The sequence below is a fragment of the Streptosporangium sp. NPDC004379 genome, from assembly GCF_042873875.1.
Classification (GTDB): Bacteria; Actinomycetota; Actinomycetes; order Streptosporangiales; family Streptosporangiaceae; genus Streptosporangium.
On the sequence record NZ_JBIAMC010000009.1, the window covers coordinates 74,524 to 97,743 of the forward strand.

Here is a 23,220-nt window from a genome sequence, read left to right on the forward strand (position 1 = left end):
CACCGCGGCGGCATCGGGCAGCGCACGGGGGCCGGCCGGTCCGCCGCGGTGACGGCGCCGGGCAGGGCGCGGGGACCGGTCAGTCCGCCGCCGTGGCCGCGCCGAGCAGGTCGCGGATCCGGCCGGTGGCCTCGGCGAACGGGGGCTGCGACATCGTCTCGGAGTAGTCGCGGGGGCCGGGCAGGTCGACGTCGATGATCTCCGCGACGGTCCCCGGCCGCGCGGTCATCACCAGGACCCGGTTGGCGAGGTAGACCGACTCGGCGATGGAGTGGGTGACCAGGAGCACGGTCGTGCCGGTCTCCCGCCAGATGCGGTGCAGCTCGACGTTCATCTGCTCGCGGGTGAGGGCGTCGAGCGCGCCGAACGGCTCGTCCATCAGCAGGACCGGCGGGCGGTGCAGCAGCGCCCGGCACAGCGCCACCCGCTGCTGCATGCCGCCCGACAGCTCGTGCGGCAGGGCGTCCTCGAAGCCGGTGAGCCCGGTCATCTCGATCAGCTCGTCCGCCCTCCGGCCGGCCTCGGCGGCGGGCATCCCGCGCATCTCCGCCTGGAGCAGGATGTTGCGGCGCGCGGACCGCCACTCCAGCAGGGCCGCGCGCTGGAACACGTATCCGATGTCACGCCTGGTGCCGCCGACCGTCTCCCCGAACAGGCGCACGCTGCCCGCCGACGGCCGCAGCAGACCGGAGACCAGCTTCAGCAGTGTCGACTTGCCGCAACCCGAGGGGCCGACGATCGAGACGAACTCGCCGGGCGCGACGCTCAGCGACACGTCGCGCAGCGCGGTCACCTCCTTCTTCTTGGCCCTGAACCGGACCGCGACGGCGTCGAGCTCCACCGCCGCGGTGGTCGCGCCGCCGGGCCTGCGCTCGGCCTCCAGCTCGCCTTTCATCGTGCTCATCCCTTCGGAGTGACGCTCTCGTCCCAGTAGGCGGCCGGCGCCTCGGCCTTGGCGATCACGCCCGCCTTGACGAAGGTGTCGATCGTCGCCTGCCAGTCCGCGGCGGTGTTGACCCCCGGGGCCATGCCCTTGGTCGCGTCGGTGTGCAGCAGCGTGACGGTGGTCTTGAACTGGTCGAGCAGCACCTGCGCGCTGGGAAGCTGCTCGGAGGCGCCCTGCATCGCGTCCACCGCCGCCTGCGGGTCCTTCTCGGCGGCGGCCCACGCCTCGCTGGTGGCCGCGGCCATGCGCTTGACCAGGTCGGCCCTGCTCTCCAGGTTCTTGGTGGAGGTCAGCAGGCCATTGCTGTAGAAGTTGAGGCCGAACTCGGAGAAGCGCAGGTAGGAGACCTTCTTGCCGGCCTTCTCCTGCATCGTCGGCCCCTGGTCGGAGGCGTAGCCGAGCAGGGCGTCGGCCTGACCGGAGATCACCGCGGCGATCTTCCCCGCCGGGTCGGTGTTCTGCAGCCGCACGTCGCCCTCGGCCATGCCGTTCTGCTTGAGGAAGGCCGGGAACGTCTTGGACAGCGCGTCGCCGGCGGTGATGGCGATCTTCTTGCCCTTGATGCCGGCGGGCTCGGTGATGTTCTTCTCGTCGAAGAACTGCACGGAGGCCGGGGTGGTCTGCAGGTAGACCCCGAGGCTCCTGACCGGGACGCCCTGGGAGACGGAGGCCAGCAGCGCGGGGGTGTCGGCCCAGCCGAAGTCGGTCTGCCCCGCCCCGGTGGCCTGGATGGTCTTCTGCGAGCCCTGGCCGGCCTGGATCTTCAGGTCGATGCCGTGCTTCTCGAAGACGGCCTGCTTCTTGCCGAGGTAGAACGGCGCGTGCTCGCCGTACGGGTACCAGTTGAGCGTGAGCGTCACCTGGTCGAGCTTCTTGCCCGACGCGCTGGTGGTCGTGCCGCCGTCCTCTCCGCCGCAGGCGGTGAGGAGGAGGGCCGGCAGCAGGGCGGCGATGGCGATCCGGGATTTCACGGGGTGCCTTCCTTGGGATGGTCGGTGGCCGGTTCCAGGCTTCAGAGGGTCGTGGTCGCGGTCTCGCCCCGCCGGCTGGCGTGCCAGGGCAGCATCAGCTGCTCGGCGATCTCGACGAGGACGAACAGCACGACGCCGATCAGCGACATCACCAGCAGCCCCGCGAACAGCATGGGGGTGTCGAGGTTGCCGTTGGCCTGCAGGATCACGAAGCCGAGTCCCTCGTTCGCGCCGACGAACTCGCCGACCACGGCGCCGGTCACCGCGAGGGTGACGGCCACCTTCAGGCCGGAGAACAGGTGCGGGAGGGAGGCGGGGAAACGGATCTTCGCGAAGGTCTTGAGCGGGCTCGCGCCCATGGTGGCGGCGAGCTGGAGCATCTCGGGATCGACGGACTTCAGCCCGGTCACCATGGAGATGACGACGGGGAAGAACGCGATCAGCACGGCGACGACGACCTTGGGGGTCAGCCCGAAGCCGAGCCAGACCACGAACAGCGGGGCGATGGCGATCTTGGGGATGACCTGCGCGAAGAGCAGGACGGGATAGAGCGTCTTCTCCACGGTCGCGGAGTAGACCATCACCACGGCCGCCAGGACGCCGATGACGACGGCGATGACGAAGCCCAGGACGGTCTCGTAGGTGGTCACCCAGGTGTGCTGCCAGAGATATGACGACTTCTCCGTCATCACTCCCAGGGTCGTCCCCGGCGACGGAACGAGGTAGGGCGGCACCAGCTGGGTGGAGGTGATCGCCCACCACACGGCGAAACAGGCGACGAGCAGCGCGACCGGCCGCCAGCTCCGTTCGAGGACGGCGAGCAGCCGCCCCTCGGACCCGCCGGGGTTCATGCTCATGATGGGCGCCCTCCTTTCGCCCGCGTACGGGCGGATCTGTATGCAAGCGCTTTCTGGTGATGTGAAAGCGCTGTCTGAAAGCGCTTTCCGGTGTACGGTAGGGGCCGTCTCACATACGGGTCAAGAGGAGGTGAGGGAGGAATTGGACAAATGGTCCCAGGTGACCCTCAATGACGTCGCCCGCGAGGCGGGGGTCTCCTCCGCCACCGCCTCCCGCGCGCTCAACGGCACCACCCGCGTGCGCGCCGACCTCCGAGAGCGGGTCCTGGCCGCCGCGGAGCGGCTCGCCTACACCCCGAACGCCCACGCCCAGGCCCTCGCCCGCGCCTCCAGCCAGGCGGTGGGCGTCATCTGCCACGACGTCAGCGACCCCTACTTCGCGGCGGTCTCCGGCGGGATCATGCGGGCCGCCGCGGAGCACGACCTCCACGTGATCATGGGAAGCACCTTCCGCGACCCGGCCCGTGAGCTGTCCTACGTCTCCATGATGCGCGGCCAGCGCGTCCGGGCGATCCTGCTGACCGGCTCGGGGTTCGAGGACCGCGCCTGGCAGGGCGCGATGCGCGAGGAACTGGCCCGGTGCGCCGCCGCGGGGACCCGCATCGCCGCGGTCAGCCGCCACCGCGGCCTCCGCGTCGACTCGGTCCTGCCCGAGAACCGCGCCGGCGCCGCCGCGCTGGCCAGGGCGCTGCTCGGCCTCGGTCACCGCGACTTCGCCGTGCTCACCGGCCCGCCGGTCATCACCACCGTCGTGGACCGCCTGACCGGCTTCCGGGAGGCTCTCGCCGAGGCGGGGGTGATGATCGCCCCGGACCAGATCGTGGAGGGGGCCTTCAACCGCGACGGCGGCCACCGGGCCGCCTCCGAACTGGTCGCCCGCGGCCTGCGCGCCACCTGCGTCTTCGCCTCGACCGACATCATGGCGGTCGGCGCGCTGGCCGCCTTCCGCGACCACGGCCTGACCGTGCCCGGCGACGTCTCGCTGGCCGGGTTCGACGACATCCCGGTGGTCGGCGACCTGACCCCGCCGCTGACCACCGTGGCGCTGCCGCTGGAGGAGATCGGCAGGCGCGTCATGGCGCTGGCCCTGCGGCCCGCCACCGCCGGGCGCAGCCGCGTCGAGCGCGTCCCGGGAACCGTCGTCCTGCGCGCGAGCACCTCGGCCCCCGCCGTACGGCCGCCGCCGGGAAGGGCTCCGCGCCCGCTCACCGAGACCCCGCGCTGACGCTTCGAGGCCCCCCGCCCGCACTTCGAGACCAGGCGCCGACGCCTGTCGAGGCGCCGCACCGACGCCTACCGGGACGCCGTGCCGACCCCCGTTCCGGCCTCGTCGTGCTCGTCACGGTCCCCGTCGGGGTCGCTCCGCCCGTCACGCCCTTCACCGTACTCGTCACGCCCTTCACCGTGCTCGTCGCCGCGCTCGTCCAGGAGGGTCGCCTCGTCGAAGGGGACGCGGCCGGAGAGCACCTCGGCCGCGCGGTCCCGGTCGAACTCGCCGGTCCAGGTGCCGACCATGACGGTGGCGACCGCGTTGCCCGCGAAGTTGGTCAGCGCTCTCGCCTCGGACATGAAGCGGTCGATGCCGACGATCAGGCCGACGCCGTCCACCAGGGCGGGGCGGTGCGACTGCAGGCCGCCCGCGAGGGTCGCCAGACCCGCGCCGGTGACGCCTGCCGCGCCCTTGGAAGCGATGATCATGAAGGCGAGCAGGGAGACCTGCTCGCCGACCGAGAGCGGGGCGCCGGTGGCACTGGCGATGAACAGGGTGGCCATCGTGAGGTAGATGGCGGTGCCGTCCAGGTTGAAGGAGTAGCCGGTCGGCACGGTGATGCCGACGACCGGGCGGCTCACCCCCAGGTGCTCCATCTTGGCGATCAACCGGGGCAGGGCCGACTCCGAGGAGGAGGTCGACAGGATGAGCAGGAACTCCCGGCCGAGATAGCGCAGCAGGGACAGCAGGTGGACCCGCGCCACCAGCCACAGAAGCGGCCCGAGGACGCCCAGCACGAACACCAGGCAGGTCACGTAGAAGGCGAGCATGATGAGGCCGAGGCTGCGGAGCGCGTCGAGCCCGGTGGCGCCGACCACCGCGGCCATCGCGCCGAAGGCGCCGACCGGGGCCGCCCACATGATCATGGCGAGGATGCGGAAGACGAGCCGCTGGATGTGGGCGACACCGTTCAGGACGGGGACGCCGCGCTCCCCCATGGCCTGCAGCGCGAACCCGGCGAGCAGCGCGACCAGGAGGGTCTGCAGCACCTGCCCCTCGGTGAACGCCGACACCAGCGTGGTCGGGATGATCCCGACCAGGAAGGAGACGGTGTCGCTCTCGCCGCCCTTGGCGGCCTCGGCCTGGGCCGACTTACGCAGTTCGTCGGTGAGCTGGAGGCCGTGACCGGGGTCCACCAGGTTGCCCACGACCAGACCGATGGCCAGCGCGACGGTGGACATGACGAGGAAGTAACCGATCGCCAGGCCGCCGACCCGGCCGACCTTGGCGGCCCGCGCGACGGAGCCGACGCCGAGCACGATGGTGCAGAAGATGATCGGGCTGATCATCATCTTGATGAGGTTGACGAAGGCCGTGCCCAGGGGTTTCAGCGCCGTGCCGAGATCGGGCGCCAGCAGTCCGACGGCGATGCCGGCGATCACCGCCAGGATGACGGCCAGGTACAGGTAGCGGGTCCGGTCTCGGGACATGGAGAGGAGCCTCCGATCCTCGGCGCGAAGTCGTCAGACGACTATGCACCTCAGATGTGACCCATGTCACCCTCGAACCGCCATTCCGGACATCGAACCGGGCGACGGCCTCAAGGACCGGGAAACGGCCCGGAGGATCTTGCGGCGACCCGGAGACCCTGCGGCGGCTCTGCGGCGGCTCTGCGGCGGCCCGGCCGGCCCTGCGGCGGACGACGGGTCCGGGCGATCCGTCAGATCGCCCGGGGCCGGAGCTCCGGGAGTGCGGGAGCCTCCGGGTCAGCCGCCGTGGTTCAGCGGCTCACGGGGAGCGTCGATGATCACGTCGGAGAAGATGTCCACCACCAGGGCGATCAGACCGCCCACGACGATGATTCCGGCCCCCGCCCAGAACATGATCCAGTTGGGCCCGGTGCACAGGCCCACTCCGCCGACCATGAACCCGGCCAAAATAACGAGCACCGCAAGCCAAGACTTGGGGCTTCCTCCGTGGCTTCCAGCCATGAGCCTTATCTGTCCTTTCTGTGCATCAATGATGCGTGTCGTCCGCGGCGGCGATCACCCGGGTCAGCACCCGGTGAAGCTCCTGCAGCTCCTCCAGGTCCATACCCAGTCGCCGGGCGACGGACGGCGGGATCCTCTCAGCCTCGCTCCTCAGCCTCCGGCCCTCCGGGGTGAGCGTGATCGCCAGGACGCGTTCGTCCTGACTGTCACGCCGCCGCCGGATGTAGCCGATCGCCTCAAGTCTTTTGAGGAGCGGTGACAGCGTACCGGGGTCGAGTCTCAGTAGCTTGCTCAGCTCCTTCACCGAGAGCTGGTCGTGCTCCCACAGGGCGAGCATGACGAGATACTGCGGGTGGGTCAGTCCCATCGGCTGCAGCAGCGGCCGGTAGACCCCGATGACGCCGCGCGAGGCCACCGCGAGGGCGAAGCACACCTGTCGCTCCAGGCGCAGCGCCTCGGATATGTCACTCACATGCACCTCCAATCGACATAGTAAGGTAATTGGTGCACAAAGCATTGCGGCACCAAGCGTCACCGGTCCCTGAGGAGCCCCATGTTCAACCGCAAGCCGATCGAGGAGCGGATCGCCGAGCGCCAGGCGGGGCGTTCCGAGCTCCGCGAGGGCAAGTACTTCGAGCACGGCCCCGCGCGGTTCGTCTTCCTCTTTGTGATCATCTTCGTGGTGGTCGGCCACCTGGCGGGCCTGATACTGCTGATGGCCATGGACCTGGGCTGAGCCCGCTCCCCCGCCCCCGGCTCCCCACCCGCAGGCGACCCTCGGCCCGCGCCCCGGTGCCCGGCCCGGAGAGGACCGCGCGGCCAGCCGTACGGCGTTGCGGACATGAGAAGATGATGTTCCGGTCGGCCGAAGCCGGACCGTCCAGAGAACAGGAGGTTCGCATGCCTGACGTCACGCCGAAGCCGGAGGACGCCGAGAGCACCCAGACCCTCGAAGGCGCCGAGGGCACCGAGACCACCGACGACGAGCTCAAGCGCAAGTTCCGCGAGGCCCTGGAGCGCAAGAAGGTGGCCCAGACGGAGCTGAACGCCGCGGGCCGGGGGAAGGGCGCCTCGAAGATCCACGGCTCCCAGGGCCCGGCCGGGGGCAGGCGCTCCTTCCGCCGCAAGAGCGGCTGACCCGAAAGATGACGGCCGATCCCCCCTACGCCGTCCTCGTCTTCTCCAGGACCGCCGGGTACCGGCACGACTCCATCCCCGACGGCCTCCGGGCCGTCGGGGAGCTCGGCCGGCGGCACGACTTCACCGTCCACGCCACCGAGGACGGCGGCGCCTTCACCCCCGCCGGCCTCGCCCGGTACCGGGCCGTGGTGTTCCTCAACACCAGTGGCGACGTGCTGGACGACGCGCGGCGCGCGGCGTTCGAGTCCTACGTCCGGGGCGGCGGCGGCTTCGCCGGGATCCACTCGGCCGCCGACACCGAGTACGGCTGGCCGTTCTACGGTGAGCTCGTCGGCGCCCGTTTCCGGTGCCACCCCGAGCCGCAGGAGGCCGTCGTCCGCGTGGAGGATCGCTCCCATCCCTCCACCGCGCACCTCGAACCCGTCTGGCGGCGGTACGACGAGTGGTACGACTACCGGACGAACCCGCGGCCCGGAGTGCGCGTCCTGATGTCGCTGGACGAGGCGTCGTACTCCGGCGGCGGCATGGGCGACCACCCCATCGCCTGGTGCCACGACCACCTGGGCGGCCGGTCCTGGTACACCGGCGGCGGGCACACGCGCGAGTCCTACGCCGACCCGGCGTTCCGCGCCCACCTGCTCGGCGGCATCCGGTACGCCGCGGGCGTGGCGGCCCATCCCGCCCCGTGACCGGCGACGGCCCCCGTACCGTGACCGGACGGCGGCGACCCGCGGCCCGGTAACGCCCGCCCGCGGTCCCCGGCCCTGAAGAACGCCGGGAGACCGGAAGGCCGCTACAGGCCGAGCTCGCCCACCTGGTCCGTCACGGCCGCCAGGAGGGCGGTGAGCGCGGGAGCGGGCGGCGTGTCCCGGGTGACGGCGACCAGACGGCGCTTGAGAGTGGTCTCGGCGATGTCTCTGATCGCGAGCGCCGGATCGTCGCCGGGCAGGGTCAGGGTCGGCAACAGGGCGACGGCCGCCTCGGCGCGGACGAGTTCGAGCTGGACGTCGGCGTCGCTGGAGCGGTGCCGTAGATCGGGCTCGTAACCGCCGAGGGCGCGGCAGGTCCCGATGACCATGGCATGGTGGCCGGTGCCTTCGGCGGAGGCGGTCCAGACGTCGGACCGCAGCCCGATGACCGGGACGGGCCCGCCGGGCCGGGCGAGGGGATGCGCGGCCGGGAGCACGACTTTCAGGGGCTCTTCGAGCAGGAGCGTGAAGCGCAGGCCGGCCGGGCGGGGGCGGGGGTGGCTGTCGTACTCGTCGCCGATGACGAGGTCGACCGTGCCGAGGCGCAGGCCCGGCAGGGATTGTTCGAGTTCCAGCTCGGAGATCTCCACCCGGACCCGCGGGTGGTGGGCCCTCATGCGGGCCACCGCCGGGATGAGGAGGCGGCGGGCGGCCGACTGCAGGCCGCCGGCGCGGACGGTGCCCCGGATGTCGCCGCCGAGACCGGCCAGGTCGGCCTGCGCCGCCTCGGCGGCCGACAGCAGCACCCGCGCGTGCTGGGCGAGCAGACGTCCGGCGTCGGTGAGCCGCACACCCCGCCCCGCCTTGTCGAACAGCCGGGCCCCGACCTCCTTCTCCAGCAGGGCGAGCTGCTGGGAGACCGTGGACGGACTGTAGCCCAGAGCCGCCGCGACCGCGGCCAGGGTGCCACGCTCCTCGAACTCCCGCAGGAAGCGCAGTCGCCGGAGGTCCAACTCGATCATTCGAGAATTCTAATGATTCACCTCCAGGAATCATCGCTGGACCCGATGATTCAGGCCCCGGATCCTTGGACGCATGGGTGCAGCACTGTGTCTTCTGTCCGCGGCCTGCTTCGGCGCGATGGCGATCTTCGGCAAGCTCGCCTACGACGCCGGCGTCTCACCCGGGGCGCTGCTGCTGGTGCGCTTCGCCCTGGCCGCCGTCCTGCTCGGGCTCGCCTTGCTCGTGCGACCGGGACTGCGTCGCGCCGCTTCCGGCCCTCCCCGAAAGTCGCCGGTCGGCGCCCGGCCGGTGACTTCCGGCCCTCCCCGGAAGCCGCCGGTCGGCGCCCGGCCGGTGACGGCGCGCGGCCGGGTGCCGGCCATCGCCATCGGCCTGGGCGCCATCGGGTACGCCACGCAGGCGAGTCTGTTCTTCTCCGCGCTGGAGCTGATGGACGCCTCGCTGCTGGCCCTGATCCTCTACACCTACCCGGTCATGGTCACCGTGGTGGCGGTGCTGCTCGGCCGTGACCGGCTCACCCCCGCGCGCGGAGCCGCGCTGGCGGCCGCCTCGGGCGGGACGCTGCTGGTCCTGCTCGGCGCCGGCGGCATGAGCTTCCACCCGCTCGGGGCGCTGCTGGCCTTCGCCTCCGCGACCACGTACACCGTCTACATCCTCGTCGCCGACACCGTCGTGCACCGGCTGGCGCCCGTGGCGCTGTCCGCGCTGGTGATGACCGGCGCGGCCGGCACCCTCGGCGCCCGCGCCCTGCTCACCGGCGGCGTCGATCTCGGCTTCGGGGCATCGGGATGGTTCTGGCTCGCCGCCATCGCCGTGATCTCCACCGTCGTGGCGATGCTGACCTTCTTCGCCGGGCTCAGGCGCACCGGCCCCTCGACCGCCGCCATCCTGTCCACCTTCGAGCCCGTGGTCACCGCCGCACTGGCCGCGCTCGTCCTCGGCGAGTCCCTGACCCCGGTGCAGCTCGCCGGCGGCACGCTCGTGCTGTCCTCCGTCGCCGTCCTCCGGTTCCGGCGCGCCGGAACCCGGCCCCGGAACTGGAGCCGGCGCCCGGCGCCCGGCGGCCGATCCCGCCCCGTGACCGGACGGCGGCGCCCCACGGTCCGGGACGGCCGTACGGCGGGCGGGGCCGCAGGTCAGCCGACCGCGGCCAGCCGGGCGTCGAGCGCGTCGAGGTCGGGGAGGAACCACACGTGGTCCCCAAGGTTCGACTCGTGGACGAGGGCGCGCAGGGCCGAGCTGGACGCCAGGTGCCGGGAGATGTCCCCGATGACGGCCAGCCGCAGCCGGTAGTTGACGAACTTCTGCAGGACCTCCCCGGCGAAGCGGGTGCCCAGGGAGAAGAACCGCTCGTCCAGCCGGCTCGCGGGCACGGCCACCACCTGGGCGCCGAGGAACGCCGCGCCGACCAGGTCGAGCGCGTCCTGCGTGGTCGCCACCGGCGGCCCGTCCGGATCGCACACCAGCACCGTCGTCCCGGCCCGCTCCTGGATCACGTCAGGCATCGCGGGCCTCCGCGCCGAGCTGACCGCCGGCGTCGGCGGGCACGGCCCCGGCTCCGGCTCCGGCTCCGGCTCCGGCTCCGGCTCCGGCTCCGGCTCCGGCTCCGGCTCCAGTTTCGGTTCCGGCATCGGCGTCGGCGTCGGCGTCGGCGTCGGTCGAGAGGAACGCCGAGACGGGCTCGGCCTGGCCCAGGATCGCGTGCCCGACCTCGGGCAGAAGGTTCACGGTCGCGTGCGGGACGCAGCGGCGCACCCGCCGGGCGGTCTCCGTGGAGTCGAACATGACGTCACGGCCGCCGACGATCACCAGCACCGGCACGGCCAGGCGGCGCAGCGCCTCGTCGGGGAAGACCGGCAGCCGCTCCATCCGCGGCTTGAACTCCGTGAACGTCAGCGCCAGGGCGTCGAGGACCGGTCCGGCCAGCGGGGACTTCAGGCCGGTGGCGATCCGCGCCGACCGGTGCAGCCCCCGGCGCCCGAACAGACGCAGCGGCAGCGCCCTGATCATCCAGCCGGTCTTCTGCCGTCCCAGCCCACCGGGGCACAGCAGGGCCAGGCGCTCCACCCTTCCCGGACGCCGGACGGCGTAGTCCAGTGCCACCCAGCCGCCGAGGGAGGTCCCGACGATCGAGGCGGCGGTGATCCCGAGGCCGTCCAGCACGTCGTCCAGCCACAGCGCGTGGGCGTCGGAGTCCAGGGGCGGGCGCGACGGCGCGCTCAGGCCCGGCTCGCCGATGAGGTCAACGGCGTGGGTGCGGAAACGCCGCGTCCAGACGGCGACGTCGTCCTGCCACATCGTCGCGTTCGCCCCCGCGCCGTGCAGCAGCACCACGGGTGGCGCGTCCGGCGGGCCGGAGACGACGACGAAGGTCTCGCCCTGGCGGGTGGGCACCCGTACCTGCTCGGCGGGGACCGGCCAGGCGTCCAGCGCCTCCCGGTACCGCCGCCGGATCTCCTCCGCGCCGGCCTCGGACCGGTAGATCACGCTCATGACGTGAGGATTCCTTCCATGTAGTCGAACAGCCTGGCGGTGTCCCGCAGACCGCCCAGGACGATGATCTTCATCCGGGCCCTTTCCTCGTCGTAGACCGTCTCGATCCGCAGCGGCTGGTCGCCGGGGCGGCGGTCGGTGGCCGCGACCATCAGGAGGGTGGACAGTCGGTCGGCCGTCTCCCGGCTGACCGCGTCGATCTCCACGATGCTCGACACGTCGGTGTGCCGCTGCCGCCGTACGGTCTCCCGGGGCGGCGGGGGCACCGGGCGGCCGGTGAACGCCTCCAGATCCTCGTGCGCGATCCGGTACTGCTTGCCGATGCGGACCGCGGTGAGCCGTCCGTCCCGCACGTAGTTGCGGACGGTGCGAACGTGCAGACCCAGGTGTTCGGCGACCTGCTCCACGGAGTAGAAGCGATCTGACATGAAACTACCGTATCTTTCTGCTTGATAGGGAGCAATAGGGTATTTTGCGGAAAACAGGGGTGCCGTGGGGGCGTCGGCGGACCGGGAGGGCTAGGCATGGGCTTCCGGGGCAAGGGAGACGGAGGACCCCTTTTTCACATTCCCCCTGAGGACCGGAGGTGGCTGACATGGCAGACACGGAGGCGGACGTCCCGATCGTGGTGGTCGGTCTGATGGGCGCCGGCAAGACCAGCGTCTCGGAAGTGCTGGGCGAGGCCCTGGACCGGCCGGTGCGCGACAGCGACGACTACCTCGAGAAACGCTACGGCGTCACCGCGGCCGCCATCGCCGAGACCGCCGGCGTCACCGAGTTGCACGCCCGCGAGGCCGAGCACCTGCTGGACAGCCTCGCCGAACGGCCCGCGCCGATCATCGCCGCCGCGGCCAGCGTCCTGGACGACCCGCGGTGCCGGGAGGCGCTCAAACCGGCCCTGGTGGTGTGGCTGGACGCCACCCCTGAGTTCATCGCCAAGAAGATCGAGGAGAAGCCGCACCGCCCGCGGTTCGGCAAGAAGCCGCTGGACCTGGCGAAGGAACTGCACGAACGCCGGGCCGCGGCCTTCGCCGAGGTGGCCGACCTGCGCTTCGAACGGCCGAAGATGTCCAAGCGCGAGGTGGCCCACGCCATCCTGGACCACCTGAAGGAGCAGGCCGGCTGACGAGAGCCCGGCGATCCTGCGGGGCCGGCGGGCCGGACGATCCAGACGGTACGAGTGGCCGGGGTGATCCGGACCGTCGAACCGCGCGGGTCGAGCGGCGGGGACGGCCAGGGCCATCGAACCGCGGGTCGAACGGCCGAGACGGTCCGGACCGTCGAACCGCGCGGGTCGAGCGGCCGAGACGGCCAGGGCCATCGGGACGGCGCGACGAGGTCTCCGGTGGACGGTCTTGCCGGTCGGATGATGGGCGGGCATGGTCATCCCATGCCGACTCCCCCCGATTCCCTCGAATCCGCCCGTCCGGATCACTCCGGATCCATCCGTCCGGATTCCTCCGGGTTCACCCGAGGCCGCCGGATGGCCGCCGTGGTGCTCGCCCTACTGTGCGCGGCCGTCGGCACCGCCGCGATGATCCGGGCCGACGACGGCCTGCGACGGGACGGGACGGTCTTCCGAGGGGTGCCACTGGAGACCGTACGAGCCGCTGAGAGCGAGAAGCGGTCGCCCGGGGTGGTGGTCGCGCACGGATTCGCGGCGAGCAAGCAGATCATGCGGGGATTCGCGGACACCCTCGCCCGGCACGGTTACGTGGTCGTCCTGCTCGACTTCGCGGGCCACGGCGCGAACGGCCGCCCCTTCTCCCGCGCTTCCCAGGGCTCCTCGGGCCCCTCTGGCTCCCGAGCCTCTCTGGGTGACGGCCTCACCGACGACCTCTCTGCCGCCCTGGCCTTCCTGCGGGCGCTGCCGTACGTCGACACCGCGAAGATCGGGCTGGTGGGCCACTCCATGGGAGCGGGCGCCGTCCTGCGGCAGGCCGCGGCCGACCCTGGCGTGGCCGCCACCGTGGCGATCTCCACCGGCTCGGCGGACGGCGGCGCGACCGGCGTGCGCGACCTGCTGGTGCTGGCCGGAGGACTGGAACTCGGCGGCATCCGCGCCGCAGGTCCCGCACTGGTACGGTCCGCGCACCCGGACGCGGTCCCGGGACGCACCTACGGTGACTTCACCGCCGGTACGGCCCGCCGCGCCGAGGAGATTCCCGGGGTTGAGCACATCGGTGTCCTGTTCGCCTCCGCCACCCATCGCGCCACCCTCGACTGGCTGAACGCGGCCCTGGGAGCGGTGCCGGGGCGGGCGGCCTCGGAGGTGTACCCGCTGCACCGCGTGGGCCCGGCCCTGCTGCTGCATCTGGCGGCCGTCCTGTCCTTCGGCGCCCTGGCCTCCCTCCTCCTGCCGGGCCGTCCGGGCCGTGATCCCCGTCCGGAGCCGGTCGGCGGCACCGGACTGCCACGAATCGCACTCCTCGCCGGGCCGGTCGTGGCGGGTGCGGCGGCCATGCTGGTCATGCGGGTCGCACCACCGGGCTGGCTGCCGGTCGAGGTCGCCGACTACGCCATCGGGTTCATCGCCGTCCACGGCCTCGTCCTGTCGGCCGCCGCTCTGGTCGGCCGTACCGGGACCGTACGGCTCAACCGTGCCTGGGCCATGTCGCGCGGCCGTACCGCGGACGGGCAGGACCGAGCGGGGACCGGTCCGTCGCCCCGGACGCCCGTCTCCTCCGCCGCCCGGTCGGCCCGGCTGGTCGCGGCGGCGGCCGGGCTGACGGCGTTCACCGTGCTGGGCTTCGCCGTGCCGGCGCACCTCGGCTGGGCGAACTCCGTCCCCTCCGGGGTGCGGCTGTGGCTGCTGGCACCCGCGCTCCTCGCCGCCGGAGCGCTGGTCAGCGGCCTGGAGATCCTGGCCCGCCGCCGCTCGCCGAGTGGGGCGGTCCTCGTCCACGCCTGGGGAGCGCTCTCCGTCGTGGCGGCGATGGCCGTCGCGGTGGTCGCCGCGGGCGCGCCGGGATTCGTGGTGTTCGTGATCCCGCTGTTCGCCGTACTGCTGGCCTGGCAGGGCGTCACCGCCGCCGGCCTGCGCGCGGCCGGCGCACCGGTCTGGGTCACCTCCGTGGTCGGCGCCGCACTGCTCGCCTGGCCCCTGGCGCTCACCTTCCCGGTCACCACGTGAGCCGACGGTTCCCCTGCTCCCAGCGGCATGAACCGGCGGTTCTTTGCTCACGGCGGCATGAGATGGCGGTTCCCCGCTCACGGCCGCGTGGAACGGCCGGTCAGGCCCACAGGCCGGTGGCCTCCAGCGCCTCCTCCGGGGAGGAGACGTGCCTGACTCCGGGAACCGGCCGCCCCTCGCGGTCGAGGATCCGCCAGCCGCCGAGCTGGACCACGGGGACGCGGCCGTGACGCATCGCGAGTGCCAGCTCCGACAGCGTCCCCCATGAACCGCCGATGACGATCACGGCGTCGCCCGAGTTGGCGATGACGGCGTTCCGGGCCTCCCCCATGCCGGTCGGGATGACGACGGAGAGGTCCGGGTTCGCCTGCTCCCGGTCCGGCCGGGACAGGACGCCGACCACCGTACCGCCCGCCGAGCGGGCCCCGGCCGCCACCGCGGCCATCACCCCCGTGTAACCACCGCAGATCACCACCGCGCCGCGCCCGGCCAGCAGCCGGCCGACCTCGCGGGCGTCGGCCTCGTCTTCGCCCGTGCAGTCACGCGGCCCGCACACCGCCACCTGGATCGCCACGATGAGATCATCCCACCCGGCCGTCGTCACCGGTCGCCGGACGGATCCACCATCCCGGTCCGGCCCCTTGAGCCGCGCCGCCGTCGAGACGGGCCGCGGCGACGGCTCCGCATCCGCCTTCGCCGACTCCAGGTGTCATTCCGAGGTGCCGGATAGGGGATCTCGGCGAGCAGCGCGCAGGTGAGCCAGGGCGATCTGCACGTTGCCGGTCAGCGGAGCGGTGGAGTCGAGGACGAGGCGGTCCTCACGCCATGCGTCGAAGTTCGCGCGCCGCACCTCCACCGACGCCCAGGCCGGCTCGACGAAGCCGTCGATGTCGCGCCGGCGACCTTCCAGCCGTCGCCGGTGCAGGGCACGATCGGAGCAGGTCACCTCGATGTGGCACAGCACCACGCTCCGGCGGCGGGCGAGGCCGCGCCACTGCTCCCGCGCCTCCCGCGCGTCGTTCACCGCGTCGACGATGACCGTCTGCCCGAGCGCGAGAACGTCGGAGGCGAGCGCCTCCACCACGACGTAGGCCGCCAGCCCGGTCGGCTGGCCGCGGTCGATCCCCGCTCGCCACATCGCGGCCTCCACCGGGTCGACCGACAGCACCGGCGCCGGAAGCAGACGGCCCAGTTCCTGGGCGATGGAGCTTTTGCCGGCACCGGGTAAGCCGCTCATCACGATCAGCATGCCCGGAACACTGTCATAGGGTCGCATCTCCTGGGTCTCCCGCCTCCGGGCACTCCACCTCAGGGCCTCCCGTCGTCGGTGCCTCGGAGGCACCGAACCGACGATGCGCGGGACCGGTCTGTCCGCCGGCCGCGGGACGGCACCGGCGGGTCCCGGTGAACGGCCGGGTGGGCGGTCCAGGTCTTCGGGCCGCCCAACCCTGCCGGCCCGGCTCACATGTAGCGCACGCCCCACATGCGCGCGGGCTGCTTGTCGCAGGTGTACTGGACGGCGGTGCTGCCGTCCGGACCGATGGTCAGGCACTTGCCGGTCTGCACGTTCTTCAGCTGGTACTGCTGGGCGCCGGCCGCACCCCAGAACATCCAGCGGAACGCGGGGTGGTCCATGCAGGTGTACTGCACGGCGGTGTAGTTGTTGGCGGTGCTGGCGCCTCCGGCGATGGTCAGGCACTTGCCCGTCTGGGCGTTCCGCAGCGTGTACTGGCGGGTGCCCGTCGCGTCCGTCATGGTCCACTGGCGGGTCGGGTAGGCGTCGCACTCGTACTGCGCGGCCCGGAGGTTGTCGGTCACGCGCCCGCCGCCGGCGACGGTCAGGCACTTTCCGGTCTGCCCGTTCACCAGCATCCCGGTCAGGGCCGTCGACTGCTGCCCTTCCGGGGAGAGGCCGGTGGCGGGGTCGGTCCGGGCGTGGGCCGCGGCCGGGAGCACCGGAACGAACAGGGCGGCGGCCGTGACGAGGGTCAGGGCGGAGCGGTGGGCTGGGCGGAGAACGGCCATGGGGTTCCTCCCGTGGATGAGCTGGTCGTTGTCGTGGTCACGGCGTTCCGGCCCGCGTCCGTGGATCCGCCGACGGCGCGGCGGCGGAGGTCTCCGGCAGCCCGGTGCCCGCGCCCGCGGGGAAGCGGGCGCGGGCACCGGGTACGCGGAACCGGGTCGCCCCGGCCTGCCGGGCCCGGGAGGATGCCCGTGGATCGTGTGGTCGGGCGGCCCCGCAACCGGGCGACGCTCCGTTGTAACACCCGAAGACGATCTTTCAGTTGACGACATGCCGTGACCAGGGCAGACGGGCGAACATGAACCCGGTCGGCGGTCACGGGACCACCGTGGTGGTCCTGGTCGCCGGACCAGGGCTCCCGGCCGCGGAATCGGCCGACGCGTTCTCCTCCCACGCGGCGGCCGACGCCTCTCGCCGGTGCGAGTCACCGACCGCCGATGAAGTATCGGGCGGGAATGAACAGTTCGTGGCCGGTGTCGAAGACCGTCCGAACCCCGGCGGTCGTCCACTCGACCGTCCTGACCGAATCGGCGGACGTCTCGATCTCCACCTGGTGACCGTAGGAGAAGCTCGGATCCCGGCCGGCGACGATCAGGTGTGACTCCCCGAGAAGGGTGCTCCTGCGCACCAGGCCCACCATGTGTTTCGAACCGTCGCTGTAGGCCACGGTGGTCGGCTGATCACTGCGGTAGACCACCTCGAACCGCGGCCACCACGCCGCGACGAACAGCGCCACGCTCAGTATCGCCCCCAGTACGGCGCCGAGAACGATCAGCCCGAGGCTCTTCCGCCCGGACCTGTTCGGACGGCTCGGCGGCGCTCCCCCGGCATGGGATGAGATCATCAACGGCCTCCACAGTGGTCGACTACATGGTTCGTCGCTCCCACACGGTGAAAGGTTCACGGGCTGATCCTCCGTCGCGCCCCTTCGGCTGAGCGCGAGGATGCATCGCGGCCTCTCATAGGGGCGATGAGGACACGTACGGCCGCATCGACCGCGTCCACATCCCCGTGTTGCGGCCCTTCGCAGGGGCGGGGAGGACCTGTCCGCACTACTCCTGGTTCCGTGCGTACTACAGTCGCGACCCCTCATGGGGACGATGAGGACCCGTTCGGCTCCTGGGTTCAGAGGTTCGGCGGAAACGCGAAAGGCCCGCGCCCCCTCGTGCGGGGAGCGCGGGTCTCCGAGGTGGGATTCCAGTGCCGCGCGCCTGCGATGAGGCCGCCGATGATGCGGCGGATGTCGGCCAGCGTGTTGTTCTGGTGGAACAGCACGGCGGCCTCGTCCTCGGCGATGCCCAGGATGTGCCGGGCGCGGCCGGCGATGGAGACGGCGTGCCCTCATCGCCCACGAGAGGGGCCGCAACAGGAGCAGCGGTGGTGCCGGGTACAGGCTTCGGCCTGCACGCCGCCGGCCACATCGGAATGACCACACCGGACTGGAAACCCGCCCCGTACGGCACGCGCGTCCTGGGTGATCGATTTCAAGGGATCGGCGGGGAAACGCGTCGCTTCGATACGTGGAGGTCTGTACCGTCGCGCGTATGAAGCTGCTCTCCGTCAACGTCGGCAGGCCCCGGCCCAACCCGTGGAAGGGCCTCGGCGCGACGGGCATCGACAAGCGGCCCGTCGACGGACCGGTCGCCGTCACCGCGCCCGGCCCCAAGGGCACCGGCGAGGTCGGTCTCGCGGGCGACCGCGTCCACGACGTGAAGAATCATGGTGGTTACGACCAGGCCGTCTACGCCTATGCCCGCGAGGATCTCGACGGGTGGGAGGCCGAGCTGGGCAGGCCGCTCACCAACGGCGTCTTCGGGGAGAACCTCACGACCCTCGGCCTCGACGTCAACGGCGCCCTGATCGGCGAACGCTGGCGCATCGGGCCGGACGTGGTCCTGGAGGTGTCATGCGCGCGGATCCCGTGCGCGACGTTCCAGGGGTGGCTGGAGCAGAAAGGCTGGATCAAGCGGTTCACCCGGGCCGCGGTGCCGGGCGCCTATCTGCGGGTGATCGAACCGGGGGACATCCGGGCCTCCGACCCCGTCGAGATCGGGCACCGGCCCGACCACGACGTGACCGTCGCGCTCGTCTTCCGCGCGATGACCCTCGAACCGGACCTGCTGCCGCGGCTGACGGCCGCTGACGCGCTGCCCGAGGAGAGCAGGGACCTGGTCCGCAGACGCACGACGACATAGGCGATCGGTTTCAGGGCGTCCCCGCGCGCATGCGACGAGGGAGCCGGTACGGCGATCGCACCGATCGGCCGTACGACCACCGAACATTCTGGAATCGATCGTCTAGAGGGCGCCCGTCAGGTTCAGGGTCCAGCGGCGGGAGGGGTGGTCGTCGCAGTCGTACTGCACGGCCGTGACGTTGTTGGCCGTGCTGACGCCTCCGGCGATGGTGAGGCACTTGCCGGTCTGCGCGTTGCGCACCTGGTACCGGCCGTTGCCCGTGACGTCGATCAGGGTCCAGCGGCGCGATGGGTTGCTGTCGCAGGTGTACTGTACGGCCGTGACGTTGTTGGCCGTGCTGACGCCTCCGGCGATGGTGAGGCACTTGCCGGTGTTGGCGTTGCGCACCTGGTACTGGCCGGTTCCGGTCACGTCGTTGAGGAACCAGCGGCGGGACGGGTGGGTGTCGCAGGTGTACTGCACGGCCTGGACGTTGTTCTCCGCGCTCACGCCGCCGGCGATGGTCAGGCACCTGCCGGTCTGCAGGTTCACCAGCAGCACGGTGAGCTGCGCGGGACGGGCGGAGGCGGGGAGCGCCGGGGGCAGGGAGGCCAGGGCGGGAAACGCCGAGGCGAGAAGGGCCGTGACGGTGAGGGCGCGGCGGTGGACGGTCATGGATTCCTCCCGTGGACGAGCGGTCGTTTCGTGTTCCGGCCGCGTGTCCGCATCCGCCGGGAGCACGCTCGCGCGGGACGGGGAGACGGGCGCGCGTGAGGCCGAGCCGCCCGGGGCGCGGGACAGGGAGGAGGCCCCGGCGATCGTGGATCTCGGCGTGGCGGTCCCGCGACAGGACGACGTCTCTCGTTGTAACAGGTGACGGTGCCCGCCCGGTGACGCCATGCCGTACCGGGTCGTGAGGACGATGGACGCGTCCTGGGCGCGGAGCCGGGGGCGGATGCGGCATGGGAACGGGCCCGGACGTGATTCGGGAGCCCTGGGGAGGAGACGGCCCGGCGGGTGGGCACAAGGATGTACACCGGGTTCCCTCCCGAGGAGGAGGGCGGCCGGATACGGCGGGTGCATGATTGCCCCATGTCCACCGGTCTGCTACTCGCTCTCGCCGCGCTGGCCCTCGTCGACGGCACGAGCTTCGGGACCCTCGGCATCCCGGTCTATCTCCTTCTCACCCTGGAGAGGTCGCGGGTGGCGCCGCTGCTGGTCTATCTCGGGACGGTGGCGGTCTTCTACTTCGCGGTGGGCGTCGCGTTGATGCTGGGGCTGTCCGCCGTGATGGAGCACTTGGGGGAGGCGGTGAACAGCCGCCCGGCGTACTGGGCGCAGCTCGCGCTGGGTGTGGGGTTGTTCCTGCTGAGCTTCCGGCTCGATCCCAAGCGGCGGCGCAAGCGGGGTCTGCCCGAGCGCCGGTTCGAACCCGAGGTGGGCGGGCCACGGGTCATGGTGGCGCTGGGGCTGACCGCCGGGGTGCTGGAGGTCGCGACCATGGTGCCCTACCTCGCCGCGGTCGGTCTGATGACGACTTCCGGCCTGTCGTCCGGGCAGTGGGTGCCGCTGCTCGCGGCCTATGTGGCCGTCATGATCTGTCCGCCGCTGGTGCTGCTCGCCGTACGGGCCGCCGCCTGGGAGTGGGTGGAGCCGAAACTGGAGCGGTTACGCGCCTGGATCTCCAGGCACGCGGCGTCGGCGGTGAGCTGGACGATGGCGGTCGCCGGTTTCCTGCTGGCCCGCGACGCGGCCGGCCGGCTCTTCCTCTCCTCGTTGTCCTGAGGGTGCAGCCCCTGGTGGTCCTGAGGATGCAAGCCTCTGCCGGTTCCGGCTGCGGCCCCCGAAGACCCGCGCCGCGCGGACCGGTGGGCCCGCCGTGCCGGAGGTCCGGTACGGCGGGCCCACGCGGGAGAGGGCGGGGTCAGGCGAGGTTGAGCTGCCAGGAGACGCCGAAGCGGTCCGCGACCCAGGCGAAGCGCTTGCTGAAGCCGTAGGAGTCGAGCGGCATCATGGTCCCGCCCTTCTCCGACAGCGCCGCGTACAGCCGCTCGATCTCCGCGTCGGAGTCGCACTGGACGTACAGCGAGACCGCCGGGGTGAAGGTGAAGGCGTGTGCCGTCGGGCTGTCGATGGCCATGTACTCCTGACCCGCCAGGCTGAACGTGGCGTGCTGCACGGTGCCCTCCTTACCGGGGCCCTCGGAGCCGTAGCGGGTGATGTCGAGGATCTTCGCGTCGTCGAACAGCGAGATGTAGAACGTCATCGCCTCCTCGGCGGCGCCCTCGAACATCAGGAAGGTCGTGATCTTCTGCGTCATCGGGTGAACTCCTCATGAGTGTTGAACGAGCCGCCGTCGTCCGGCGGGCTCGGGGGTTGGGGCCTGAGCTTCCGGGACGGCTCTCAGGGGGTGTAGAAGGCGATGGTCCGTTCGGCCGCCGCGGTGGCCTCCTCCCCGGTGGCTCCGGCGGCGCGGTGGGCCTCGCCCCAGGCCCGGCCGCTGGCCGCGATGAAGGCCGCTCCCTCGGGACTGCGGCCGAAGCCCTCGGGGTCCGATACCGGCTCGCCCGTCCGCAGGTGCAGGACCAGGCCCAGCAGCGCCAGGTCCCAGCCGAGGCCGACGGCTCCGGGGCCGTACTCGTCCCACATCTCCGGCGGGACGGCGGCGGTGTGGCGCAGTTCCAGCCGCGTGGCGTCGCCGTCCTCGGCCAGCCGTACCTCGACCTCCGAGGTTCCGCCGCCGAAGACCCAGGTGAGCCTCAGGTGGCGGGGCGGCTCGCAGGCGAGGATCTCACCGCCGGCGTTGCCCTGGATCTGGTAGTGGCCGCCTTCCCGCAGGTCGCCGGTGACCGGGGAGAACCAGCGGGCGATGCGGTCGGCGGTGGTGATGGCGTCCCAGACGTCCTTGACCTCGGCGTCGTAGCGGCGCCGGACCAGGATCGACTTGGTCTCGCCGTCGGCTCCCACCTCCCGGTGGGCGAGGCCGACCTCGTCGATGATGTCCTTCATCGGTTCTCCTCGTGTCCGGTGGGATCTTCGGGGCCGTCTGCGGCACGGCGCCGCTCGCGTCTGCCGCGGGCCAGTTCGGTCGCCAGCGCGTCGAGGCGCTGCTCCCAGAACCGGCGGAAGGGCTCCAGCCACATGTCGACCTCCCGCAGCGGCTCCGCTTCGACGGCGTACAGCCGTCTGGTGCCCTCGGCCCGCACCCTGGCGAAGCCGTTGTCACGCAGCACCCGGAGGTGCTGGGAGACGGCCGGCTGGGAGATCCCGTACTCGTCTCTGATCACGGCGGTCACCTCGCCGGAGCTCAGCTCGCCGTCGGCCAGCAGCTCCAGGATCCGGCGCCGGACCGGGTCCCCGAGGACGTCGAATGCGTGCACGCGACAATGATTCAGCCAACGCTTATATAAGTCAAGCCGTATGCTCTGGTCTCTCCGACGGTTGCGGGCCCGGTCCCGCCGCGCCGGAGGAACCGCCCGGCCCGGAGGCGATCATTTTCCGTTCCCGAAAAGTGAATCTGACCCGGGGCCGCCGCTCGAATGACCCTGCATGGGGCACAGCCAACAGGTGAACAGGGGAAGATCCGGTCTCGGCGCGGTGAACGGCGACGCGGCGGAGGAGGCGAAGCCCACCGGGAAGGACGGACCGCTCACGGGTGGTCCACGGGTGCTCGGTCTGCTCGGCTGCGCCCTGCTCCTGGTGATGATCGCCGCCCAGGTCGCGTCCGGGCTCCAGCCGCGGCCGATCCTGTTGACCAGCGTGGTGGTGCTCCTGCTGGCGGCGAGCGCCGTGGCCTTCGCGGGAAGGGCGCACACCTTCCCGAGGGCTCTCACGGCGTTCGCCGCCGCGGTCGTGACCGGGTACGCCGCCGAATGGGTCGGCATCCGGACCGGCCTGCCGTTCGGCGCCTACCACTACACCGGTGTGCTGCGGCCGCAGCTCGGCTCGGTGCCGGTCATCGTGGCACTGGCCTGGGGCGGGATGGGGCTGGCGGCCCACGCGACGGCCGCGGCGATCTTCCCGGCGGCGACGGCGTACGGCAGGGCCGCGCGGGTCGCCGCCGGGGCGGCGGCGCTGACCGCCTGGGACCTGTTCCTCGACCCGCAGATGCTCCGGCTGGGCCTGTGGGTGTGGCACGACGGCGGGCCGTACCGGGGAATCCCGCTGAGCAACTTCGTCGGCTGGCTGCTGGTGTCGGCGCTGGTCATGGTGCTGATCGACGTCATCGTGGCCGACCCGGCGGCGCGGAGCACAGGGCTGCGGTCCGTCTACGCGGTGATGGCGTTCATGGAGACCGTCGGGTTCGCGGCGGTGTTCGACCCTCCGGACCGGCTGGTGGCGGTGACCGGAGGGGCGTGCATGGGCGTGTTCGCCGTACTGGCGTGGTGGCGCGGACGCCGGGCCGGACCGGCGTGACGTCCCGGGAACCGGCCCGCGGAGGGGACGTTCCAGCGCCCGCCCGTGAACGTGGGGAGAACGGGACCCGGGGCAGACGGCGGCCGGGAGAGCCCGCGAAGGGAACGGGATCCGGAAGAGGACCGGCGGAGAGCACGGAAGGGCGGCGGGAGCG

28 protein-coding genes and 1 pseudogene are annotated in these 23,220 nt (G+C 71.9%); 10 read left to right on the forward strand and 19 right to left on the reverse strand.

All coding sequences use genetic code 11. The annotated features are described in order from the left end of the window. Positions 1-79: 79 nt before the first annotated feature. Genes ACFYSC_RS20505 through ACFYSC_RS20515 form a run of 3 tightly spaced genes read right to left on the reverse strand, consistent with a single transcriptional unit; the run spans position 80 to position 2,774 of the window. Positions 80-904, reverse strand: coding sequence for an ABC transporter ATP-binding protein (locus ACFYSC_RS20505; protein ID WP_389963753.1), 825 nt, complete (start codon positions 902-904; stop codon positions 80-82). Beyond that, positions 901-1,917: an ABC transporter substrate-binding protein gene (locus ACFYSC_RS20510; protein ID WP_389963756.1), complete on the reverse strand. Its 1,017-nt coding sequence runs from the start codon at positions 1,915-1,917 to the stop codon at positions 901-903. The genes ACFYSC_RS20505 and ACFYSC_RS20510 overlap by 4 nt, the downstream gene beginning before the upstream one ends. A 41-nt stretch (positions 1,918-1,958) precedes the next feature. Continuing rightward, positions 1,959-2,774 (reverse strand): ABC transporter permease, encoded by an 816-nt coding sequence (locus ACFYSC_RS20515; protein WP_389963759.1) that lies wholly within the window; start codon positions 2,772-2,774, stop codon positions 1,959-1,961. A gap of 142 nt (positions 2,775-2,916) precedes the next feature. On the opposite strand from ACFYSC_RS20515, the gene ACFYSC_RS20520 reads away from it, so the two are divergent. Continuing rightward, on the forward strand, positions 2,917-3,999 hold the full coding sequence (locus tag ACFYSC_RS20520; RefSeq protein WP_389963762.1) for a LacI family DNA-binding transcriptional regulator: 1,083 nt from the start codon (positions 2,917-2,919) through the stop codon (positions 3,997-3,999). A gap of 68 nt (positions 4,000-4,067) precedes the next feature. Here ACFYSC_RS20520 and ACFYSC_RS20525 read toward each other — a convergent pair whose 3' ends face one another. The 3 genes from ACFYSC_RS20525 to ACFYSC_RS20535 form a co-directional block, all read right to left on the reverse strand. Further along, positions 4,068-5,474: a cation:dicarboxylate symporter family transporter gene (locus ACFYSC_RS20525; RefSeq protein WP_389963765.1), complete on the reverse strand. Its 1,407-nt coding sequence runs from the start codon at positions 5,472-5,474 to the stop codon at positions 4,068-4,070. Positions 5,475-5,750: 276 nt separating this feature from the next. After that, a complete protein-coding gene (locus ACFYSC_RS20530) occupies positions 5,751-5,975 on the reverse strand; it encodes an HGxxPAAW family protein (protein WP_362946122.1) in 225 nt (74 codons plus the stop codon). Between the two features lie 25 nt (positions 5,976-6,000). Beyond that, entirely contained in the window at positions 6,001-6,492 is a 492-nt protein-coding gene (locus ACFYSC_RS20535; protein ID WP_389964458.1) for a MarR family winged helix-turn-helix transcriptional regulator, read from the reverse strand. Positions 6,493-6,528: 36 nt separating this feature from the next. Between ACFYSC_RS20535 and ACFYSC_RS20540 the strand changes: the two genes are divergently transcribed. The 3 genes from ACFYSC_RS20540 (at position 6,529) to ACFYSC_RS20550 (ending at position 7,804) form a co-directional block, all read left to right on the forward strand. Beyond that, positions 6,529-6,711, forward strand: coding sequence for a hypothetical protein (locus tag ACFYSC_RS20540; RefSeq protein ID WP_362946117.1), 183 nt, complete (start codon positions 6,529-6,531; stop codon positions 6,709-6,711). Between the two features lie 164 nt (positions 6,712-6,875). After that, the gene (locus tag ACFYSC_RS20545; protein WP_389963769.1) at positions 6,876-7,112 is read left to right on the forward strand and encodes a DUF5302 domain-containing protein; all 237 of its coding nucleotides are present in this window, start codon (positions 6,876-6,878) and stop codon (positions 7,110-7,112) included. 8 nt (positions 7,113-7,120) lie between these two features. Further along, entirely contained in the window at positions 7,121-7,804 is a 684-nt protein-coding gene (locus tag ACFYSC_RS20550; RefSeq protein ID WP_389963772.1) for a ThuA domain-containing protein, read from the forward strand. 104 nt (positions 7,805-7,908) lie between these two features. Here ACFYSC_RS20550 and ACFYSC_RS20555 read toward each other — a convergent pair whose 3' ends face one another. Next, positions 7,909-8,826, reverse strand: a complete 918-nt coding sequence (locus ACFYSC_RS20555; protein WP_389963775.1) for a LysR family transcriptional regulator — start codon at positions 8,824-8,826, stop codon at positions 7,909-7,911. Between the two features lie 118 nt (positions 8,827-8,944). Between ACFYSC_RS20555 and ACFYSC_RS20560 the strand changes: the two are divergent. Further along, positions 8,945-9,820, forward strand: a pseudogene (locus tag ACFYSC_RS20560) (DMT family transporter); the annotation flags it as partial. Positions 9,821-9,963: 143 nt separating this feature from the next. On the opposite strand, the gene ACFYSC_RS20565 reads toward ACFYSC_RS20560, so the two are convergent. The 3 genes from ACFYSC_RS20565 to ACFYSC_RS20575 are packed head-to-tail and all read right to left on the reverse strand — an operon-like array spanning position 9,964 to position 11,748. Beyond that, positions 9,964-10,332 carry a DUF4180 domain-containing protein gene (locus tag ACFYSC_RS20565; protein WP_389963778.1) on the reverse strand — a complete coding sequence of 123 codons (369 nt, stop codon included), beginning with the start codon at positions 10,330-10,332 and terminating at the stop codon, positions 9,964-9,966. Continuing rightward, positions 10,325-11,320 carry an alpha/beta fold hydrolase gene (locus tag ACFYSC_RS20570; RefSeq protein ID WP_389963781.1) on the reverse strand — a complete coding sequence of 332 codons (996 nt, stop codon included), beginning with the start codon at positions 11,318-11,320 and terminating at the stop codon, positions 10,325-10,327. Before ACFYSC_RS20570 ends, ACFYSC_RS20565 begins: the two co-directional genes overlap by 8 nt. Next, entirely contained in the window at positions 11,317-11,748 is a 432-nt protein-coding gene (locus ACFYSC_RS20575; protein WP_389963784.1) for a helix-turn-helix domain-containing protein, read from the reverse strand. Before ACFYSC_RS20575 ends, ACFYSC_RS20570 begins: the two co-directional genes overlap by 4 nt. Positions 11,749-11,915: 167 nt before the next feature. On the opposite strand from ACFYSC_RS20575, the gene ACFYSC_RS20580 reads away from it, so the two are divergent. Both ACFYSC_RS20580 and ACFYSC_RS20585 read left to right on the forward strand, forming a co-directional pair. Continuing rightward, positions 11,916-12,446, forward strand: coding sequence for a shikimate kinase (locus ACFYSC_RS20580; RefSeq protein WP_389963786.1), 531 nt, complete (start codon positions 11,916-11,918; stop codon positions 12,444-12,446). A gap of 366 nt (positions 12,447-12,812) precedes the next feature. Beyond that, on the forward strand, positions 12,813-14,453 hold the full coding sequence (locus tag ACFYSC_RS20585; RefSeq protein WP_389963789.1) for an alpha/beta fold hydrolase: 1,641 nt from the start codon (positions 12,813-12,815) through the stop codon (positions 14,451-14,453). Between the two features lie 100 nt (positions 14,454-14,553). On the opposite strand, the gene ACFYSC_RS20590 is transcribed toward ACFYSC_RS20585, so the two are convergent. The 5 genes from ACFYSC_RS20590 to ACFYSC_RS20610 all read right to left on the reverse strand — a co-directional run bounded on the left by ACFYSC_RS20590 (position 14,554) and on the right by ACFYSC_RS20610 (position 17,751). Then, positions 14,554-15,027: a TIGR00725 family protein gene (locus ACFYSC_RS20590; RefSeq protein WP_389963792.1), complete on the reverse strand. Its 474-nt coding sequence runs from the start codon at positions 15,025-15,027 to the stop codon at positions 14,554-14,556. Between the two features lie 135 nt (positions 15,028-15,162). Further along, positions 15,163-15,702, reverse strand: coding sequence for an AAA family ATPase (locus ACFYSC_RS20595; protein WP_389963795.1), 540 nt, complete (start codon positions 15,700-15,702; stop codon positions 15,163-15,165). A gap of 212 nt (positions 15,703-15,914) precedes the next feature. Then, positions 15,915-16,478, reverse strand: coding sequence for an RICIN domain-containing protein (locus tag ACFYSC_RS20600; protein ID WP_389963798.1), 564 nt, complete (start codon positions 16,476-16,478; stop codon positions 15,915-15,917). Positions 16,479-16,900: 422 nt separating this feature from the next. Further along, on the reverse strand, positions 16,901-17,320 hold the full coding sequence (locus ACFYSC_RS20605; RefSeq protein WP_362946090.1) for a hypothetical protein: 420 nt from the start codon (positions 17,318-17,320) through the stop codon (positions 16,901-16,903). Between the two features lie 281 nt (positions 17,321-17,601). Further along, entirely contained in the window at positions 17,602-17,751 is a 150-nt protein-coding gene (locus ACFYSC_RS20610; protein ID WP_389963802.1) for a hypothetical protein, read from the reverse strand. Between the two features lie 269 nt (positions 17,752-18,020). Between ACFYSC_RS20610 and ACFYSC_RS20615 the strand changes: the two genes are divergently transcribed. Next, positions 18,021-18,671 carry an MOSC domain-containing protein gene (locus tag ACFYSC_RS20615; RefSeq protein WP_389963805.1) on the forward strand — a complete coding sequence of 217 codons (651 nt, stop codon included), beginning with the start codon at positions 18,021-18,023 and terminating at the stop codon, positions 18,669-18,671. Positions 18,672-18,773: 102 nt separating this feature from the next. On the opposite strand, the gene ACFYSC_RS20620 is transcribed toward ACFYSC_RS20615, so the two are convergent. Further along, entirely contained in the window at positions 18,774-19,325 is a 552-nt protein-coding gene (locus ACFYSC_RS20620) for an RICIN domain-containing protein (protein ID WP_389963808.1), read from the reverse strand. A gap of 417 nt (positions 19,326-19,742) precedes the next feature. Here ACFYSC_RS20620 and ACFYSC_RS20625 point away from each other — a divergent pair, with 417 nt between their 5' ends. Beyond that, positions 19,743-20,435 (forward strand): GAP family protein, encoded by a 693-nt coding sequence (locus ACFYSC_RS20625; RefSeq protein WP_389963811.1) that lies wholly within the window; start codon positions 19,743-19,745, stop codon positions 20,433-20,435. A gap of 139 nt (positions 20,436-20,574) precedes the next feature. Here the strand turns inward: ACFYSC_RS20625 and ACFYSC_RS20630 are convergent, their stop codons facing one another. From ACFYSC_RS20630 to ACFYSC_RS20640, 3 genes are all read right to left on the reverse strand, one after another. Continuing rightward, positions 20,575-20,970: a VOC family protein gene (locus ACFYSC_RS20630; protein ID WP_389963814.1), complete on the reverse strand. Its 396-nt coding sequence runs from the start codon at positions 20,968-20,970 to the stop codon at positions 20,575-20,577. Positions 20,971-21,053: 83 nt separating this feature from the next. Next, the gene (locus ACFYSC_RS20635; protein ID WP_389963817.1) at positions 21,054-21,659 is read right to left on the reverse strand and encodes an SRPBCC family protein; all 606 of its coding nucleotides are present in this window, start codon (positions 21,657-21,659) and stop codon (positions 21,054-21,056) included. Next, entirely contained in the window at positions 21,656-22,030 is a 375-nt protein-coding gene (locus ACFYSC_RS20640) for an ArsR/SmtB family transcription factor (protein WP_389963820.1), read from the reverse strand. Before ACFYSC_RS20640 ends, ACFYSC_RS20635 begins: the two co-directional genes overlap by 4 nt. A 169-nt stretch (positions 22,031-22,199) precedes the next feature. On the opposite strand from ACFYSC_RS20640, the gene ACFYSC_RS20645 reads away from it, so the two are divergent. After that, positions 22,200-23,066, forward strand: coding sequence for a carotenoid biosynthesis protein (locus ACFYSC_RS20645; RefSeq protein ID WP_389963822.1), 867 nt, complete (start codon positions 22,200-22,202; stop codon positions 23,064-23,066). The last annotated feature ends 154 nt before the right edge of the window (positions 23,067-23,220 follow it).